The sequence below is a fragment of the Ornithinimicrobium panacihumi genome, assembly GCF_052073805.1.
Classification (GTDB): Bacteria; Actinomycetota; Actinomycetes; order Actinomycetales; family Dermatophilaceae; genus Ornithinicoccus; species Ornithinicoccus panacihumi.
Window position 1 is genome coordinate 55,548 of the sequence record NZ_JBQGWG010000004.1, and the last position, 17,214, is coordinate 72,761.

Sequence of the window (17,214 nt, forward strand, 5' to 3'; positions counted from 1 at the left end):
GCCTGACAGTGTGCAGCACAGGAGCGGGCAGGCCAATACAGGGCCCGCGGGCGCCCTAGTCGGTGAGTCGCGTGAGCAGCCCGGCCTCGACCATGGTGTCGACCGCCTGCCGCGTCATCTCCTCGGCCGAGCCGTCCGCCGGTGCCCCGAAGGCCTCGACCAGACCGGCCACCAGCTCCTCGGTCGTCCGGGGCTCGTGGGTCAGCTCCCGCAGCAGCGTGCCGAGCACGGAGATCCGCTTCACCTCGCCGTCCAGGAGCACGAGCGACTCGCCCTCGTGGTGCAGCTCGTCGTGGCCGCGCACGCACAGATAGGTCACCACGGCGAGGTCCTCCCGCAGATCTCGGCCGCCAGCGGCTCCAGGTCGGCGACCTCGGAGTAGGTCACGCGCCGGGCACCGCCGGTCCGCTCCAGCACCGAGGCCAGCCAGTGCAGCGGGCGCTCGGTCTTCATGAAGGCCGAGGACTCGGGCGTCAGAGCGATGACGGCGTCGAGGAGGCCCAGCTCCTCCACCACCGGCTCCCCCTCGTGCTCGGCCTCGCGGCGCAGGATGACCAGGCCCGCCAGCCAGGGCTCGACCTGCGGGCCGCGCAGCCCCAGGGCCCCCGGCGCCTGCTCGTCCTTGACCCCCGACCAGTCGGGGCGCCGCGTCGACAACGGCTTGAGATAGGGCACCACGGTCCCGTCCCGGCGCACCCCCAGCGTCTCGTCCGTGACGTAGGCCCGCGACGGTCCGAGCGTGCGGCACAACGTCGTCTTGCCGGTGTTGCCCGGGGCGACGAAGGCCGCGGTGGCGCCTGTCCCGGGGTCGGCGAGGGCGGCGGCGTGCAGCATGAGCAGCTCCCCCGAGCGTGCCCCGATCACGCAGTACGTGATCGACTGCGTCAGCCGTTGCAGCATCCTGCGCGGGTCGGGGTCCTGCACGACCGTCTCCGAGCGGGACCACGCCGAGGCCTCGGCGCCCTCCGGGATCACCGCCGCCTCGACGGTGCGCGCCCCTTCCCCTCCGGGCTCGCGCAGCGACAGGTGCCACCGCTCCCGGATCGCGGCAGCCGTGGCCCCGGCGTCCTCGCCGCCGACGTGCACGTCGACGTCGGTGCCGAGCACGTGCAGCGGCACCACGTGCGTCTCCTGTCCCACACCGCCACCCTATGCGGTCTATCGTCACCACCCATGGAGGACTTCGGCCCGGACAGCGACCCCACCGAGGTGCTGCGCCACGTCGTCGACGAGCTCTACGCCGTCGAGCCTTCCGGCTTCATCGCCGCCCGCAAGGAATGGGTGGCCAGGCTGCGGTCGACCGGTCTGCTCGAGGTCGCCAAGGAGGCGGGCGCCCTGCGCCGACCGAGCGTCGCGGCGGCCGCGGTCAACGCCTTGGTCCGCTCCGGCGCCCCGGTCGTGGGTCGCCTCCGCGACGTCGGGTCCCGTATGCGGCACGCCCAGTCGGCCCTCGACGCCGTCGGCCTCTCGGCCCTCCGCGGCGAGCGTGACGAGCTGCTCAAGGACTGGGTGGCCGCCGCCCGGGAGCACTCCCCCGGCGGGGCCGACCTCGCGGCGGGCACCGAGGCCGAGGTCCGTGACACGGCCATCGCCGCCCTCGCCGACCCCGAGGCGACGGAGGTGGTGACCAGCGGCAGCCTGACCCGCGCCCTGGCCTACAGCGGCTTCGGGGAGGTCGATGTCGCCGACGCGGTCGCCCGGACCAGCACCGGCGTGGTCCTGACCCGCATCCAGGGCGGGGCGGATGACGACGTGCCCGAGGCTGAGGAGCCCGAGCCCGATGTCGAGCCCGACAAGCCCGACGAGGACGAACCCGAAGAGCCCGAGGAGCCCGAGGAGAACGAGCCCGCAGAGGTGCCGGAAGAAGAGGCCGAGGGCTCGCCCGACGAGGAGCTCCTGGCCCGTCTGGCCATGGAGCTGGACGAGACGGAGAAGCAGGTCGCCGCTGCCCGGGCCAGCCGGAAGGACGCCGCGGACGCCGCCGCGAAGGCCGACCGCGCCGTGAAGACCGCGGCCGAGCAGGTAGCCCAGGCCGAACGGCTGCTCGAGGGAGCACGGGCTGCGCTCGAGAAGGCCACCGCGGCCCAGGGACGCGCGGCCACCACCCTGGAGGAGGCGGACGAGGAGCTGCGCCTCGGCCGCCGGGCCAGGGACGCAGCCCGGGCGGCTCTGGAAGAGGCGGAGGACGGCTGACGTCTGCCACCCGGCCACCCGGCCACCCGGCCACCCGGCCACCCGGCCACCCGGCCACCCGGCCACCCGGCCACCCGGCCCAAGGTCCCCCGGCTTCGGCCCTGTGCCACCTGGCCCCAGCCCTGTGCCACCCGGCCCCGGACCCCCATGTCGCCCGACCACTCGCCCCCATCTCACCCCGACCGCCCACCTCCATGCGCCTCGCAAACGCCATCCAGTGACGCTCTCATGCTGCTGATTCGTCGATTTCGGCAGCATAGGGGCGTCACTGGATGGCGTTTGGTGGGGTGCCGGCGACACAGACGCGGGATGAGACCGACACAGACGACGGTGGCGCCGACAAAATGGAGGATGGCTGACCGACCAGGTGGTCGACCAGCCGTCCTCGACGGTGTGGGTGGTGGAGCGGCGCCGCTGATGGTGCGGCGTTGGCGGAGAGGTGCGCCTCAGCGGTCGAGCGCGCGGACCAGCTTCCAGGCCAGGGGGAAGATGGCGGCGGCGATGCCGGCCTTGATCAGGCCGGGCACGATGAACGGCGTCACGCCCGCCGCCAGGATCGCCTGCAGGTCGGTCATCCCCAGGATGGCCGCCATGTAGGGCACCCCGACGAGGAAGGGCACGACGGTGGCCAGGCAGAACCCGGCCATCCCCAGCAGGATGTTGCGGTCCCACGCCCGCTCCGCGGCCCAGCCGGCGACGGCGGCGGCGCCGATGAAGCCGATGATGAAGCCGAAGGGCGGGGCCAGCACGTAGGCCGGGCCACCCGCGCCGCCGGCGAACACCGGGGCGCCCGCCAGACCGGCGACCATGTAGGTCACCAGCGCCGCGGCGCCCCGTCGCATCCCCAGGGCCCCGCCCACGAGCATGACGCCGAGGGTCTGACCGGTGATCGGCACCGGGCCGATGCGCCACTCGGCCTGGGCGAGGAGGCCGACCACGGCGGCGCCGGTGACGACGAGCGCGACGTCGGTCAGCGCGGACGAACGCGGGACGAGGCGGTCGGCGAGGACGCCGACGCCGTTGCTGGAGATGGAAGCGGTAGACACGCGGCACAGCCTGCCACAGCGCTCCGGCTACCTGCAGGTACCCCCGGTCCAGCTGGGGAAGTGGCATCCGGGGTGAGCGACCACATACCCTAGAAGGACGTGCATCGACGCCGGTCGCCCGAGGTGACCGGCGTCGCGCGTTGTCAGCCTCCCCCGGCGTCCAGCCCGTCCCCCATCAGATCGGACCGCCATGAAGATCGGCCTCCTCACCGCAGGTGGCGACTGCCCCGGCCTCAACGCCGTCATCCGCGGCGTCGTGCTCAAGGGCGACCGCATCTACGACCACGAGTTCGTGGGAGTCCGTGACGGCTTCCGCGGCCTGGTCGACGATGCGATCGTGCCGCTGCCCCGGCAGAAGGTCCGTGGCCTGTCCAAGGTCGGGGGCACGATCCTGGGCACCTCCCGGGTGAGCCCGTTCGTGAACGGCCACGGCCTGGGTCGGGTCAAGGAGGTGCTGGCCAAGCACGAGATCGACGCGCTCGTCGCGATCGGTGGCGAGGGCACGCTGACCGTGGCCCGGATGTTCCACGACGACGGCATCCCGGTCATCGGGGTGCCCAAGACGATCGACAACGACCTGTCGGCGACCGACCGGACCTTCGGCTTCGACACCGCCGTCTCGATCGCGACCGAGTCGATCGACCGGTTGCGCACCACCGGTGAGGCGCACTCCCGCTGCATGGTCGTCGAGGTCATGGGTCGGCACGTGGGGTGGATCGCCCTGCACGCCGGCATCGCCTCCGGCGCCCACGCCATCCTCATCCCCGAGGTCCCGGTGACCCGCGAGCAGGTCTGCGAGTGGGTCCAGCAGGCCAAGGACCGTGGTCGTGCGCCGACCGTCGTGGTGGCAGAGGGCTTCACCTTCGCCGGGGACGACCTGGTCGAGAGCGACCGGACCGACGGCTTCGGGCGCAAGCTGCTGGGCGGCATCGGCGATCAGGTCACCCGCCTCATCGAGGAGGAGACCGGCATCGAGGCCCGCAACACCACGCTCGGCCACCTCCAGCGCGGAGGCGTGCCCAGCTCCTACGACCGGGTCCTGGCCACCCGCTTCGGCACCGCCGCGATCGACGCGGTCAGTGCCGGCAAGTGGGGCACCATGGTGGCCCTGCAGGGCATCGACATCGTCAACGTCAACCTCGCCGACGCCACCAGCCACCTCAAGTCCGTCCCGCGCGACCAGTGGGACGAGGCCGCGATCCTCTTCGGCTGAGACACACCGACGCCATCGCGGAGACCGCGGAGATCGCCGACATGGCCGAGAGCCTGCAGGACCCAGGTCTAGGATCGCCGACATGAGCGAGGCCCCCCGCCAGCTGCCCACCGCGGCCGACGTCGACGCGGCCGCCGGGCGGATCGCCGGCCGGGTGGCCCGGACCGGCCTGACCCTGAGCGCCCGCCTGTCGGAGGCCACCGGCGCCACGGTCTGGCTCAAGCGCGAGGACCAGCAGCAGGTCCGGTCCTACAAGGGCCGCGGCGCCGCCAACCTCATCGCCCAGCTGGACAGCGAGCAGATCTGGGCCGGCGTCGTGTGCGCCAGCGCCGGCAACCACGCCCAGGGTGTGGCCTATGCCTGCTCCACGCTCGGGGTGAACGCCCGCATCTACCTGCCGGCCAACACGCCCCGTCAGAAGCGGGAGCGCGTCGCCGAGCTCGGCGGCGACTGGGTCGAGGTGGTCGTCGGCGGACAGACCTACGACGAGGCCGCTGCGGCCTCCCGCGAGGACGCCGAGCGCACCGGCGCGACCCTGATCCCCGCCTTCGACCACCCGCACACGATCGCCGGCCAGGGCACGATCGCCCGAGAGATCACCGAGGACCTCGGGGCCGCCCCGGACGTCCTCGTGGTGCCGGTCGGGGGCGGCGGGCTGCTGGCCGGGTGCCTGACCTGGATGGCCGAGCGTCATCCGCATACCCGCGTGGTCGGTGTCGAGCCGGCAGGGGCGGCGTGCATGATCGCCGCGACCTGGGAGGGCGGCCCGACGACCCTGCCCGAGATCGACCGGTTCATCGACGGCGCCGCCGTGCAGCGGGCCGGGGACTGGACCTATGCGGTCGTCGCCGCGCACGCCCCCGAGCTGGTCGCCGTGCCCGAGGGGCGGGTCTGCACCGAGATGATCGCGCTCTACCAGACCGAGGGGATCATCGCCGAGCCCGCGGGCGCGCTGGCCGCCTCCGCCCTGGACTCCATCGGCATCGAGCCCGGGCAGACGGTGGTCGTGGTGGTCTCCGGGGGCAACAACGACCTGCTCCGGTATGCCGAGGTGATGGAGCGCTCCCTCATCCACGAGGGGCTCAAGCACTACTTCCTCGTCGACTTCCCGCAGGAGCCGGGGATGCTGCGTCAGTTCCTCGACGAGGTGCTCGGGCCGGACGACGACATCGCGCTGTTCGAGTACGTCAAGCGCAACAACCGTGACACCGGCCCGGCCCTGGTCGGGATCGAGCTGGGCTCCCGCGACGACCTGGAGCCGCTCCTGGCGCGGATGGAGGAGTCCTCGATGGAAGTCGAGCCGATCCCGCCGGACAGCCCGCTCTTCCGCTTCATCCTCTGACCGACCGACGTCACGCTCTCTCTGACCGACCGGCGACACACCCTGCCCGGCCGGCCAGCGCCGTGGGAGCGCGTGGGAGCGCCGGCCGAGGCCAGGCTCAGAGCGCCTCGACGTAGTCCTCGCTGTGGCGGGGAGGGCTGGCGCTGTCGACCTTGCGCGGCCACCAGAAGGGCTCGCCCAGGATGCGGACGATGGCCGGGACGACGACCGTGCGGACCACGAGCGTGTCCAGCAGCACGCCGATGCAGATGACCACGCCGATCTGGGCGAGGACGACGAGCGGGAGGACGCCGAGGACGGCGAAGACCGCGGCGAGCAGGATGCCCGCGCTGGTGATGACGCCACCGGTCGCGCCCAGGGCGCGCAGCACGCCGTCGCGGGTGCCGCGCACCTTGGCCTCCTCCAGCGTCCTGGTGATCAGGAAGATGTTGTAGTCGATGCCCAGCGCCACGAGGAAGACGAAGGACAGCAGGGGCAGCGTCGCGTCGATCGCGCTGAAACCCATGATCCCGGTGAAGATGAACCAGGAGATGCCCAGCGCCGCCGAGTACGTGACCACGACGGTGGTCAGGAGCAGGATGGGCGCCAGCACCGAGCGGAGCAGGAGCATCAGGGCGATGAGGACCGCCGCGAGGATGACCGGCATGACCACGAACCGGTCCCGCACGGCGCCGTCGTTGGCGTCGGCGACCGAGGCGTCGCCACCGGTGAGGTGGGCCTCGACCCCCGAGGGGGACTCGGTGCCCACCGCAGCGCGGATGGCCTCGACGGCCTCGACGGACTCGTCGCTGCCGGGCTCGGCGTCCAGGACCACCTGGACCTGCCCGACGCCGGCCTCCGGCTCGAGCGCGGTGACCTGGTTGACGCCGTCGATGCCCTCGATCTCCTCGGCGATGGCGTCCACCACGCCCTGGTCATCGGTGCGGGTCACCACGAGCAGCGGGTCGGAGGCACCGGCGGGGAAGGACTCGGCCAGACGCTGGGCGGCGGTGATCGCCTGAGGCGTCTCCAGGAACTGCTCCTCCTGGTCCAGCCCGCTCTTGATCTGGGTGATGCCGGCCGCCATGAGCAGCAGCACCACGAGCGACCCGCCTGCGAACGCCGCAGGGCGCTTGGCCACGGCGTCGCCGATCCGGCGCCACACGGAGCGGGAGTCGGCGAGCTTGTCCTGCCCCTCCTTCGGGACCTGGGGCCAGAAGATCCACCGCGGGAAGATGACCAGGGCCGCGGGCAGCACGACGAGCACCGCCACCATCGCGACGAGGATGCCGACCGCGCAGGCCAGCCCGAGGCCGCGGGTGGAGGGGAAGACCGACAGCATCAGGGACAGGACACCGACCACCACGGTGCCTGCGCTGGCCACGATCGCCTCCGAGGCCCGCGCGAGCGCCACACGCATGGCCTCGAACCGGCTCTCGTGGGTGCGCAGCTCGTCGCGGTAGCGGCTGATGAGCAGCAGCGCGTAGTTGGTGCCGGCACCGAAGACGAGCACCGACAGGATCCCGATGGTCGAGTCGTCCCACGGCACGCCCACAGCCTTGAGCACGTGGGTGGCCGTGGTCGCGGCGACCTGGTCGGCGATGCCGACGACGGTCAGGGGGACGATCCACAGGATCGGGCTGCGGTAGGTCACGATCAGCAGGACGGCGACCACGGAGGCGGTCACGGCCAGGAGCGTGAAGTTGGCACCGTCGAAGACCGAGGCCAGGTCGGCCTCGATGGCCGCCGGTCCGGTGACCTCGGCCGTGACACCGTCGGGCACGCCCTCGGCCAGAGCGTCCCTCAGCTCGGCGACGACGTCACGTGCGTCGACCGAGGTGGGCGCGTCGACGTCCAGGACGCTGAAGGCCGCGGTGCCGTCCTCGGCCGGGATGACCGGGAAGGCTCCGTCGAGCATGCCGGGCGGCGGGCCACCCGTCGCACCCTCGGTGTCCACACCAGCAGGAGGGCCACCCGTCGCACCCTCGGTGTCCACACCAGCAGGCGGACCACCCGTCGCACCCTCGGTGTCCACACCCGCAGGCGGACCACCGGTGGCTGACTCCTCGTCCCCCGCAGGCGTGGCGGCATCGCCCTCCGGGGCCTCCGCGCTGTCGGGAGCCACCTCTTCCATGAGCGCCGAGAGCTCGGGGAGCCGCTCCATGATCGACTCGTCCTCGACCGTGAACAGGACGATCGCGGCCTTGTTGCCCTCGTCGGGCAGTTCCTTGAGGATCTCGGCACCCTGCGTGCTCTCGAAGCCCGCGGGCAGCGAGTCCAGGGCGTCGGCGTCCCGCTCCGCCTGGCCCAGCCCCCCGAGCACCAGGCCGGCGACGAGCAACGAGACGGCCACGACGGCCCAGGCCCCTCGGCGACTCAGCATGATCTCGAGCAGTCTGGACACAGGGGGAACCTCCGGGAGTATCCTGACCGTATCCGTCAGGAGATAACTAACTAAGTGAGAAACTTCGTGACAGAAAATATCACGCCGAAGGGCCCGTCGCACGGCGACTGGGTGGCCGGCTGGGAGCGCAGCCCCATCCTGGACGCGCTGCGCACCCTGCTGTCGACCGGCGCGATGGCCACCCCGGCGATCGCGCGGCGGGCAGAGCTGTCGCACCACGAGATGGCCGTTCTCGAGCACGTCATGGAGCACCCGACCGGCCCCAGCGAGCTGGCCGGCCGCCTCGGGGTCACCACCGCCGCCGCCAGCGGGATCGTCGACCGACTGGAGGCCAGGGGCCACGTGGTCCGGCAGCCCCATCCGACCGACCGGCGGCGCACGGTCGTGGCCTGCACCGACAGCGGCCGTGAAGAGCTGCTGGGCCACCTGATGCCGATGTTCGTCTCCCTGGCCTCCCTGGACCAGCGGCTCGACGACGAGGAGCGCAGGGTCGTCCTGCGCTTCCTCCAGGAGGCCGAGCAGGCGGTGCGCCGGGTGCTCTGAGGGCCGCTCCTCACGGCGAGGGGGCGGCCTCGCCAGACTGCTCGCCCTGCCAGGTCAGCTGCAGGCGGCAGCCCTGCGGCAGGCTGAAGGGATCCAGGTCGGTCCGCACGACGTCAGGACCGGCCCCGGCCTGCTCCAGCAGACCCACGACCAGCCCCTGGTGGACGTCGCAGACGACCTCGGGATGCTCCCGCGCCGAGTCCAGGAGCGGACAGCTGTGCAGGACGATCACGTCCTCGGGGGAAGCCTGGCCGGACGCGCCTCCCGCTCCGCCCATGCTCCCTGCCCCCTCGACCCCCGCCCGGGGCGCCGGGTCCTCGAGGACCGGCGTGAACCCCATACGGTCGAAGAGAGCCATCACGGCGCGGCGACGTCCGACCCGCGTCCTGGCGCGCGTCGGCGACCCGATCGAGGCGCCCCAGTTGCGTCCGACCTGCCGGGCGAGGTCGCCCAGGCCGGGGGTGCCGGCGAGATGCTTGACGAAGGCCAGGCTCAGGTGCTCCAGCGCGATCGTCCGGTCCGGGGCACCGTCGTCGTCCATCCGCCGCGCCGCCGACCGGCCGACCTCGGTCAGGCTGTGCAGCCACGAGGGCCGACCTCGTCCCCCGCTGCTGTGCGACTCCCGCACCACCAGGCCCGCCAGGCGCAGCGCCTCGAGGTGCGCGCGCGTGGCGTTGGGGTGGCCGCCGACCTCCTCGGCGAGGACGCTGAGCGGGACCGGCTCCTCGTGCCGCGCGAGCGCGGCGAGCACCTTGCGGCGGGTGGGGTCGGCCCACAGGCGCGGGTCGGGGGTGGGCGCGGGGCCACCGAGACGGGGGACGACGGACATGTTCCTCAGACTAGGTCGAAGGGGCCGGCCGCCCGGACCGCGGCGCCGATGGCGGCGCGGTCCAGGGCGACCGTCTCCTTGTGCTTGATGATCATCAGGATCTCATCGCCGTGGTTCTCGAAGGCGATCGCCCCGATGTCCGGCAGTGCCGCCACCTGGTGCCAGATGGAGCGGAACTGCCTCTCGGTGCGGGGTGTGCCGCCGAGCTCGTACGTCGTCGAGATCAGACGGGTCATCAGATCCGGCCGTTGAAGGCCTGCATGGCGGAGTCCTCACGGGTGCCGCCACGGCCGTCGCCGACCTCGGCGTAGTCGGCGATCCACTCCACCGCCTTGACCCACTTGACCATCTTGTAGCCGTGCTGGGACTCCACGCGCAGCCGCAGCGGGGCCCCGAGGTGCTCCTCGAGCGGGTTGCCGTTGCGCTCGTAGGCCAGGATCGTGTCCTCCTCGTTGAGCATCTCGAGGTCGAGGACGGCGTAGAACGGCTCGCGGGGGCGGTTGTCATACATCTTCTGCGCCAGGCCGTGCGAGGTGACCATGACGTAGCGGGCCCCCTCCGGGCGCGGGCCCAGGGTGTCGAGCACGTCGACCAGCCGCACGCCGGTCCACTTCGAGGTGGCCGACCAGCCCTGCATGCAGGTGTGGATGGCGATGTACTCCGCCTTGGGCAGGGCCTTGAGGTCGTCCAGGCTCAGCTCGATCTTCTCGCCGTTGAGGTCGCCACCGACCTCCAGGCGCCAGTCCTCCCAGTCGTTGGAGCGGTACTTCAGCCACTCGGGCGACTCGTCCTCGGTGGGGGGCAGACCGTTGGTCCAGTGGAACTCGGAGATGTCCTTCTCGGTGTAGGCGTTCTGGCGGCTCATACGCGGCTTCATCCAGTTCAGGCCGTACCTGCGGATCGGCTCGGTCGCGTTGACGAGGAACTTGTGGGTGCGGACCCGGTCGGACAGCGACCAGTAGCTCAGGGCGATCCAACTCGCGACGACCACGACGATGGTGGCGATCGCGATGACGAAGGCCTGGCCGGCGCGGGCGGTGTCGGTCGCGCCCCAGATCATGTGGGACAGGTTGTACTCCGGGTGGACCAGGAAGACCAGGCCGACGTGCATGATGATGAAGCCGGTCATCAGGACCATGCAGATGAAGTGGATCGAACGCGCGCCCTGGTGGCCGCCCCAGAACTTCACGTAGCCGGGGAAGCGCGAGCGCACGGCCGGCGACATGCTGATCCCGGTGAGCATCATCAGGGGGGCGAGGACGAAGATCACGAAGGTGTAGCCGAGCATCTGGAGCGCGTCGTAGGGCTGGAAGTGCTCGATCGAGGGCACCCCGAAGCCGGCGTAGATCTTCAGCGACTCCCACGCCTCGGGGAAGACGTCCCAGGAGGTGGGGATGATGCGCCGCCACAGGCCGGTCGCGAAGAGCAGGATGATGTAGATGAGGCCGTTGAGCAGCCACAGGCTCGAGGCGAGCGCGTGCCAGTGGCGACCCAGACCGATGTTCTCCCGGCCGGGCAGCGCGATCATCGGGCTGAGGCTCTTCTCGTCCATGAGGGAGGTGTAGACGCCCTCCTCCTTGGGCAGCTCGGTCTTGGTGAACTTCAGCCACTCCTTGCCGGGCGCACTGTCGTTGCTCCACCACAGGCGGGGCATGGAGGAGAGGATCTCCCAGCCGCTGCGCAGCAGGAGTCCGATGAGGAAGAAGTTGATCAGATGACTGGCGCGCAGCCAGAAGGGAAAGTCGGGATCCATCGCGAGAACCACCTGGGGTACGTACGGACAGGGACGGCGATGGCGACATCGCCTGGGAGCAGATTACTACAATTCGTCGTTGTAAGTAACCAGGTCAACCACCCTCGTTGCCCCGCCCCGACCCGCCCGCCGGGGAGCACGCCCGGCCGCCTCGCACTGCCCCGCCGACCCCGGGAAGCCTAGACTGGTGCGATGACCCACCCCCAGACCCCGCGCTCCCTGCGCGCCGTGGCCGTGACCGTCTCCGACCGCAGCTCCGACGGCCGTCGCGAGGACGAGTCGGGGCGCCTGCTGGTCGAGGCGCTGGAGCAGCTGGGCTACCAGGTCAGCGCGGTGGTCGTGCCCGACGGCGTGGAGAGCGTCGCCGGCGCCCTGCGGGAGGCCGTCGTCGACCGCGCCCGTCTCGTGGTCACGACCGGAGGGACGGGTATGGGGCCACGCGACCTCACCCCGGAAGGCACCCGGGAGGTCCTCACCCGGGAGAACCCCGGCCTGGCCGAGCTCATCCGCCGCGAGGGGTGCAAGCACACCCCGTTCGCCGCGGTCAGCCGCGGGCTGGCCGGGGTCGTCGACTGGCCGCAGGAGCAGGGCTACGGCGGCACCCTCGTGATCAACCTGCCCGGTCGACCTTCTGCGGTGCGGGAAGGGATGGACATCGTCGGACCGTTGCTCGGACACGTGCTCGACCAGGTGTCCGGAGGAGACCACACGTGACTTCCCAGAGGGTGACCATCGGCACCCGCCCCGCCGACCCCGTCTCGCCCGCGTCCTCGGGCGGACCGCTGCCCGACCGCGGACCGCTGGTGGACCGCTTCGGCCGCGTCCACCGTGACCTGAGGGTCTCGGTGACCGACCGGTGCTCGCTGCGCTGCACCTACTGCATGCCCGAGGCCGGGGTGCCCTGGCTCCCCCGCGACACGATGCTGACCACCCCCGAGCTGGTGCACCTGGCCGGGGTCGCCGTCTCCCTGGGCATCGACGAGATCCGGCTGACCGGCGGCGAGCCGCTGCTGCGTAGGGACCTGGTCGACGTCGTCGCGGGGCTGGCCGCCCTCGACCCGGCGCCGGAGATCTCGATGACCACCAACGCGGTCGGCCTGGCCAAGAACGCCGAGGCTCTGGTCGCGGCCGGCCTGACCCGCGTCAACATCAGCCTGGACACCCTGCGCCGCGAGACCTTCATCGAGCTGGCCAAGCGCGACCGCCTCAAGGACACCCTCGAGGGCATCGAGGCCGCCGCCGCGGCCGGGCTGACCCCGGTCAAGCTCAACACCGTGCTGATGCGCGGCATCAACGACCACGAGGCCCCCGACCTGCTGGCCTTCGCCCTGGAGCACGGCTACGAGCTGCGCTTCATCGAGCAGATGCCCCTGGACGCCCAGCACCACTGGGACCGCAGCCAGATGATCACCGGCGAGGAGATCCTGGGACTGCTGACCCCGCACTTCGACCTGACGCCCCTGCCCGACGAGGCCCGCGGGAGCGCTCCGGCCGAGCTCTTCCTCGTCGACGGCGGCCCGGCCACCGTCGGGGTGATCGCCTCGGTCACGATGCCCTTCTGCGGGACCTGCGACCGGGTCCGCCTCACCGCCGACGGCCAGGTGCGCAACTGCCTGTTCGCCACCGGCGAGACCGACCTGCGCACGCCGCTGCGCGAGGGCGCCGACGACGAGGCCCTGGCCGACCTGTTCCGGGAGTCGATCGGTGCCAAGCTGCCCGGCCACGGCATCAACGAGCCCGGCTTCCTCCAGCCGCCCCGGCCGATGAGCGCGATCGGCGGCTGAGCATGGTTCGCGGCACCGGCGGGGCCGGACCCGACGACTTGTGCGTGGCGGCCGTCCCGCTCTTCCAGGGCCTGTCCCACGGCGAGCAGCTGGAGGTCGCCACCGTCGCCCGCCCCACCCGGGTCGCGCGCGACGAGGTGATCTACGGCGCCGGCTCAGCGACGGCCCAGCTCATGTTCGTGCACACGGGGCGGGTCAAGATCTCCCGGATCAGCCCCGAGGGGCACGAGCAGATCGTCCGGGTGCTGGGTCCGGGTGAGTTCGTCGGGGAGACGGCCTTCCTCACCGGCGCCCGCGCGGACCACTTCGCGACCGCTCTCGAGGCCGGCAGCATGTGCGTCTTCCGCCACGCCGACCTCGGCCGGCTCATCGAGGAGCACCCCAGCGTGGCGCTGCGGATGCTCCAGGGGATGAGCCGACGCCTGGAGGAGACCGAGCAACGTCTCGCGGCCACGGTCTCGGCCGAGCTGCCCGCCCGGGTGGCCGACTATCTGCTGGGCCTGGAGGCCAGGCACGGCGACGGCATGGTCGAGGTCGAGCTCCCCCTGGCCAAGAAGGACGTCGCCTCGCTGCTCGACACCACGCCGGAGTCGCTCAGCCGTCAGTTGCGACGGCTGAGCGACTCGGGGCTGATCGTGCCCGGGCGGGGGCGGCGGATCGGCCTAGCCGACCTGGACGCCCTCGCCACGCTCGCGGACGGCGGCACGGTCGGCGCCGGCTGAGGGAGCGCCCGGCTCCGCGCCGGGCTCGGCGACGGCCTCCGCGCCGGACCCCGTCGAAGACCCGACACCACCCTCCACCGCGGCCTCCTGCCGCTTCCGCAGCAGCCGCATCGCGTTGAGGATCACCACGAGCACCGAGGCCTCGTGGACGAGCATCCCGATCGCCATGGTCACGCCGCCGAAGACCACCCCGAGCATCAGCGTCGCCACGGTCACGAGCGCGATCGCGATGTTCTGCCGCATGGTGCGGACGGTGCGCCGCGCCAGCGAGATCGCCCGGGGCAGCGTGAGCAGGTCGTCCCGCATCAGCGCGATGTCGGCCGTCTCGATCGCGACTCCCGTGCCGGCCGCACCCATGGCCACGCCGATGTCGGCGGTCGCCAGGGCGGGGGCGTCGTTGACGCCGTCGCCGACCATCGCCACGGTCCAGCCCTGCCGCTGCAGGTCGGCCACGGCCTCGAGTTTGTCCTCGGGCAGCAGGCCGGCGCGCACCTCGTCGATGCCGACGGTCTCACCGACCGCCCGGGCCACCTGCTCCACGTCGCCGGTGAGCATGACGACCTTCTTCACGCCCGCGGCGTGGAGGCGACGGACCATCTCGGGAGCGTCGGGGCGGATGGTGTCGGCGACGGCGACGACGCCGACCGGCCGGCCGTCCACGGCCACGACCATCGGGGTCCGACCCCGGGTCGCCAGATCGGCCACGACCGCTTCCGCCTGCTCGCGCAACGCCTCGTGACCCGCACGCTCGAGGTCGATCAGCGCCAGGTTGCCCACGGCCACCCGTCGACCCTCCAGCACGGCGACGATCCCCTTGCCCGGCACCGGCTCGGTGTGCTCGGGGAGGCCGAGCTGCCGCATACCCCGCTCGGAGGCCGCCTCGACCACAGGTCGGGCAAGCGGGTGCTCGGAGCCGGCCTCGGCCCGCGCCGCCAGGCGCAGCACCTCGTCCTCGTCCAGGTCCGCGTCCAGGGCCACGACGTCGGTCAGCCGCGGACGCCCCTGGGTGATCGTGCCGGTCTTGTCGAGCGCGACCGCGTCGATCCTGGCCGAGGTCTCCAGGAACTCGCCTCCCTTGATCAGGATGCCGTCCTTGGCGCCGCGACCGATGCCGGCCACGATCGAGACGGGGATGGAGATGACGAGCGCTCCGGGGCAGGCGATCACGAGCAGGGTCAGCGCCAGCACGACGTCCCGCGTGATCAGCCCGAGGACGACCGCGAGGACGATGATGGCGGGGGTGTACCACGCCGAGAAGCGGTCCATGAAGGCTTGCGTCCGCGCCCTGGCGTCCTGGGCCTCCTCGACCCGGTGGATGATCCGCGCCAGGGTGGTGTCGGCGCCGACGCCGGTCGCCCGCACCTGCAGGAAGCCCCCGGTGGAGATGGTGCCGGCGAAGACCTTGTCGCCCTCGAGCTTCTCGACCGGGATCGACTCGCCGGTGATGGAGGCCTCGTCCAGCGCGCCCGTGCCGCCGATGACGATGCCGTCGACGGGGACCTTGGCGCCGTTCTTGACCAGGACGGTCTCGCCGGTGACGACCTCGTGGGCCGCGACCTCGACCTGCTGGCCGTCGCGCAGCACCACCGCCACGTCGGGGGCGACGGCGATGAGCTCGGCCAGCGCGGACCGGGTCCTGGTCAGGGTGGCGTCCTCGAGCGCGTGCCCGACCGCGAAGAGGAAGGTCACCGCTGCGGCCTCCCAGTAGTTCTGGATCAGCACCGCCCCGATCACGGCGACCGAGACCAGCAGGTCGATGCCGATCACCTTGGCGGTCAGCGCGCGCCAGGCCTTGATCAGGACGGGGGTGCCGGCGACGGCCGCCGCGGCGAGCATCAGGACCTCGCCCCAGAACTGCTGCCCGAGGGCACGCTCGGCCGTGAAGGAGGCCAGGATCAGCAGGCCGGCGATGCCCGGCACGGCCCACCGGCCGGACATCCAGCTCTGGAGCGAGGTCATGGTGTCTTTCTTCCTTTCTCGGGTATGCGGTGTGCCGGCTATTCAGAAGGCCGCGGGCCGGGCGGTGTAGCCCGCCTTCTTGATCGCGCCGACCAGGTCGTCGACGGAGGCGCGGGCCGGGTCGTGGTCGACCTCGACGCGGGAGCTGGCGAAGTGGACCTTCACGGCGTCGACGCCGTCGAGGCGGCCGACCTGCTTCTCGATCTTGGCCACGCAGGAGGGGCAGGAGAAGCCCTCGGCGCGCAGGATCGTCTTCGTGGTGCTGGTGGTGGTGCTCATGGCGAGATGTCCTCTCGGTCGGGGTGTCCTGCCCCCTGGTGGGGCCTGATACCACGACGTTAGGAAATCTGGGCCAGCGCTTCCTTGACGCAGATCAAGTCCGGACGAACGGTCCCGACCACGCGGGGACGGCTAGTCCTCCAGGGCCTCCGAGCCCCGCACCTGCCTCGGGATCGAGACGAGCAGCACGCCCCCGAGGATGTTGAAGATCACGGCATACCAGAAGAAGCCGAGCCAGCCGCCGATCGTGACGCCCTCGACCCCGGCGACCAGCGCACCGAAGATGATGATCGAGTCCAGGACCGAGTGGAAGAGCATGGGCCCGGCGAGCAGGAAGGCCCCGCAGACGGCCGCCACGATGGTGGCGATCTCGCTCTTGGCCCCCGCCTGCATCCGGGTCATCAGGGTGATCGCGGCGCCGCCCAGCAGGGACAGGCAGACGGTCCGCCAGCCGAACGGTGGGTCGGTGAAGTGGTGCGCGGACTCCCCGATGGTCGGGACCAGCTCGGGCAGGCCGGTGACGACGAGGGCGATCACCACGAGCCCGCCGAGCAGGTTGGCCACCAGGGTGACCGACCACAGGCGCAGGAGCTGACCGACGGTGGCGTCGGTGCCGAAGACCGCCATCACCGGGTAGAAGAAGCCCTCGGTGAACAGCTCGGAGTGGGCGAGGTAGAGCGTGATGAAGCCGATCGAGAAGGCGAGCGCGGACAGCAGGTGGCTGCCCGTCTCGTGCAGCGTGAGCATGTAGGCCAGGACGCCGAGCCCGATCTCCACCCCGCCGAGGAAGCCGGTGGTGATCAGCGCCCGCCAGGACCGGTTGAGCCGCTCCAGCCCGGAGGTGTGCGCCTCCCCGAGGGCGTCGACGACCTCATCCTCGACCTCGTCCGGGTGCGGGAGGCCCTGGTCGTCCGCCATCGGCTCAGCCTCCGGCGAAGGGCGGGAGCACGTCGAGCACGGCGTCGTGGGCCAGCGGGGTCTGCGGGTCGGAGACGTACTGCCCCTCGTGGAGGATCGAGCTGCGCTCCAGCACCCGCTCCAGCGCCGGGCCGTGCAGGGCGACGAGCTGGTCCAGGAGGGTGCCGAGCGCCTCGGCGGGGACGTGCTCGCTCTCGGTGCCGGCCGCCTCGGCGGCTGCCGCGAAGTATCTGACGGTCGCCATGCCGGC

Annotated in this window: 18 protein-coding genes; 7 read left to right on the forward strand and 11 right to left on the reverse strand. The window is 71.8% G+C overall.

The window, feature by feature from the left end:
* Positions 1 to 55: 55 nt before the first annotated feature.
* Positions 56 to 322 (reverse strand): hypothetical protein, encoded by a 267-nt coding sequence (locus tag ACTMMA_RS05725; protein WP_441189146.1) that lies wholly within the window; start codon positions 320 to 322, stop codon positions 56 to 58.
* On the reverse strand, positions 316 to 1,140 hold the full coding sequence (locus tag ACTMMA_RS05730; RefSeq protein WP_441189147.1) for a hypothetical protein: 825 nt from the start codon (positions 1,138 to 1,140) through the stop codon (positions 316 to 318). Before ACTMMA_RS05730 ends, ACTMMA_RS05725 begins: the two co-directional genes overlap by 7 nt.
* Positions 1,141 to 1,173: 33 nt before the next feature.
* Here ACTMMA_RS05730 and ACTMMA_RS05735 point away from each other — a divergent pair, with 33 nt between their 5' ends.
* Positions 1,174 to 2,193: a hypothetical protein gene (locus tag ACTMMA_RS05735; RefSeq protein WP_441189148.1), complete on the forward strand. Its 1,020-nt coding sequence runs from the start codon at positions 1,174 to 1,176 to the stop codon at positions 2,191 to 2,193.
* A gap of 446 nt (positions 2,194 to 2,639) precedes the next feature.
* Here the strand turns inward: ACTMMA_RS05735 and ACTMMA_RS05740 are convergent, their stop codons facing one another.
* Complete coding sequence (locus ACTMMA_RS05740; RefSeq protein ID WP_441189149.1) at positions 2,640 to 3,239, reverse strand: biotin transporter BioY; 600 nt, start codon at positions 3,237 to 3,239, stop codon at positions 2,640 to 2,642.
* A gap of 190 nt (positions 3,240 to 3,429) precedes the next feature.
* Between ACTMMA_RS05740 and ACTMMA_RS05745 the strand changes: the two genes are divergently transcribed.
* Together ACTMMA_RS05745 and ilvA are read left to right on the forward strand one after the other, a co-directional pair.
* Positions 3,430 to 4,452: a 6-phosphofructokinase gene (locus tag ACTMMA_RS05745; protein ID WP_441189150.1), complete on the forward strand. Its 1,023-nt coding sequence runs from the start codon at positions 3,430 to 3,432 to the stop codon at positions 4,450 to 4,452.
* Between the two features lie 82 nt (positions 4,453 to 4,534).
* Positions 4,535 to 5,794, forward strand: coding sequence for a threonine ammonia-lyase IlvA (ilvA, locus tag ACTMMA_RS05750; protein WP_441189151.1), 1,260 nt, complete (start codon positions 4,535 to 4,537; stop codon positions 5,792 to 5,794).
* A gap of 97 nt (positions 5,795 to 5,891) precedes the next feature.
* Here ilvA and ACTMMA_RS05755 read toward each other — a convergent pair whose 3' ends face one another.
* Positions 5,892 to 8,177 carry an MMPL family transporter gene (locus ACTMMA_RS05755; RefSeq protein WP_441189152.1) on the reverse strand — a complete coding sequence of 762 codons (2,286 nt, stop codon included), beginning with the start codon at positions 8,175 to 8,177 and terminating at the stop codon, positions 5,892 to 5,894.
* Positions 8,178 to 8,231: 54 nt separating this feature from the next.
* On the opposite strand from ACTMMA_RS05755, the gene ACTMMA_RS05760 reads away from it, so the two are divergent.
* On the forward strand, positions 8,232 to 8,720 hold the full coding sequence (locus ACTMMA_RS05760; RefSeq protein WP_441189153.1) for a MarR family winged helix-turn-helix transcriptional regulator: 489 nt from the start codon (positions 8,232 to 8,234) through the stop codon (positions 8,718 to 8,720).
* Positions 8,721 to 8,730: 10 nt separating this feature from the next.
* Here the strand turns inward: ACTMMA_RS05760 and ACTMMA_RS05765 are convergent, their stop codons facing one another.
* The 3 genes from ACTMMA_RS05765 to ACTMMA_RS05775 are packed head-to-tail and all read right to left on the reverse strand — an operon-like array spanning position 8,731 to position 11,302.
* Positions 8,731 to 9,549: a helix-turn-helix transcriptional regulator gene (locus ACTMMA_RS05765; RefSeq protein WP_441189154.1), complete on the reverse strand. Its 819-nt coding sequence runs from the start codon at positions 9,547 to 9,549 to the stop codon at positions 8,731 to 8,733.
* Positions 9,550 to 9,554: 5 nt separating this feature from the next.
* Complete coding sequence (locus ACTMMA_RS05770) at positions 9,555 to 9,785, reverse strand: hypothetical protein (RefSeq protein ID WP_441189155.1); 231 nt, start codon at positions 9,783 to 9,785, stop codon at positions 9,555 to 9,557.
* Positions 9,785 to 11,302 carry a molybdopterin-dependent oxidoreductase gene (locus tag ACTMMA_RS05775; RefSeq protein ID WP_441189156.1) on the reverse strand — a complete coding sequence of 506 codons (1,518 nt, stop codon included), beginning with the start codon at positions 11,300 to 11,302 and terminating at the stop codon, positions 9,785 to 9,787. The genes ACTMMA_RS05770 and ACTMMA_RS05775 overlap by 1 nt, the downstream gene beginning before the upstream one ends.
* A 192-nt stretch (positions 11,303 to 11,494) precedes the next feature.
* Here ACTMMA_RS05775 and ACTMMA_RS05780 point away from each other — a divergent pair, with 192 nt between their 5' ends.
* From ACTMMA_RS05780 to ACTMMA_RS05790, 3 genes are read left to right on the forward strand one after another with little or no spacing between them, the layout of a single operon-like run.
* A complete protein-coding gene (locus ACTMMA_RS05780; protein ID WP_441189157.1) occupies positions 11,495 to 12,016 on the forward strand; it encodes a MogA/MoaB family molybdenum cofactor biosynthesis protein in 522 nt (173 codons plus the stop codon).
* The gene (gene moaA, locus ACTMMA_RS05785) at positions 12,013 to 13,086 is read left to right on the forward strand and encodes a GTP 3',8-cyclase MoaA (RefSeq protein WP_441189158.1); all 1,074 of its coding nucleotides are present in this window, start codon (positions 12,013 to 12,015) and stop codon (positions 13,084 to 13,086) included. Before ACTMMA_RS05780 ends, moaA begins: the two co-directional genes overlap by 4 nt.
* 44 nt (positions 13,087 to 13,130) lie before the next feature.
* Positions 13,131 to 13,808: a Crp/Fnr family transcriptional regulator gene (locus tag ACTMMA_RS05790; protein WP_441189159.1), complete on the forward strand. Its 678-nt coding sequence runs from the start codon at positions 13,131 to 13,133 to the stop codon at positions 13,806 to 13,808.
* Here ACTMMA_RS05790 and ACTMMA_RS05795 read toward each other — a convergent pair.
* The 4 genes from ACTMMA_RS05795 to ACTMMA_RS05810 all read right to left on the reverse strand — a co-directional run bounded on the left by ACTMMA_RS05795 (position 13,749) and on the right by ACTMMA_RS05810 (position 17,208).
* A complete protein-coding gene (locus ACTMMA_RS05795) occupies positions 13,749 to 15,767 on the reverse strand; it encodes a heavy metal translocating P-type ATPase (protein WP_441189160.1) in 2,019 nt (672 codons plus the stop codon). The two genes, ACTMMA_RS05790 and ACTMMA_RS05795, sit on opposite strands and share 60 nt — an antisense overlap.
* 42 nt (positions 15,768 to 15,809) lie before the next feature.
* The gene (locus ACTMMA_RS05800) at positions 15,810 to 16,046 is read right to left on the reverse strand and encodes a heavy-metal-associated domain-containing protein (protein ID WP_441189161.1); all 237 of its coding nucleotides are present in this window, start codon (positions 16,044 to 16,046) and stop codon (positions 15,810 to 15,812) included.
* 132 nt (positions 16,047 to 16,178) lie between these two features.
* Positions 16,179 to 16,964 (reverse strand): formate/nitrite transporter family protein, encoded by a 786-nt coding sequence (locus ACTMMA_RS05805; protein ID WP_441189162.1) that lies wholly within the window; start codon positions 16,962 to 16,964, stop codon positions 16,179 to 16,181.
* Between the two features lie 4 nt (positions 16,965 to 16,968).
* Positions 16,969 to 17,208 (reverse strand): MoaD/ThiS family protein, encoded by a 240-nt coding sequence (locus ACTMMA_RS05810; RefSeq protein WP_441189163.1) that lies wholly within the window; start codon positions 17,206 to 17,208, stop codon positions 16,969 to 16,971.
* Between the last annotated feature and the right edge of the window lie 6 nt (positions 17,209 to 17,214).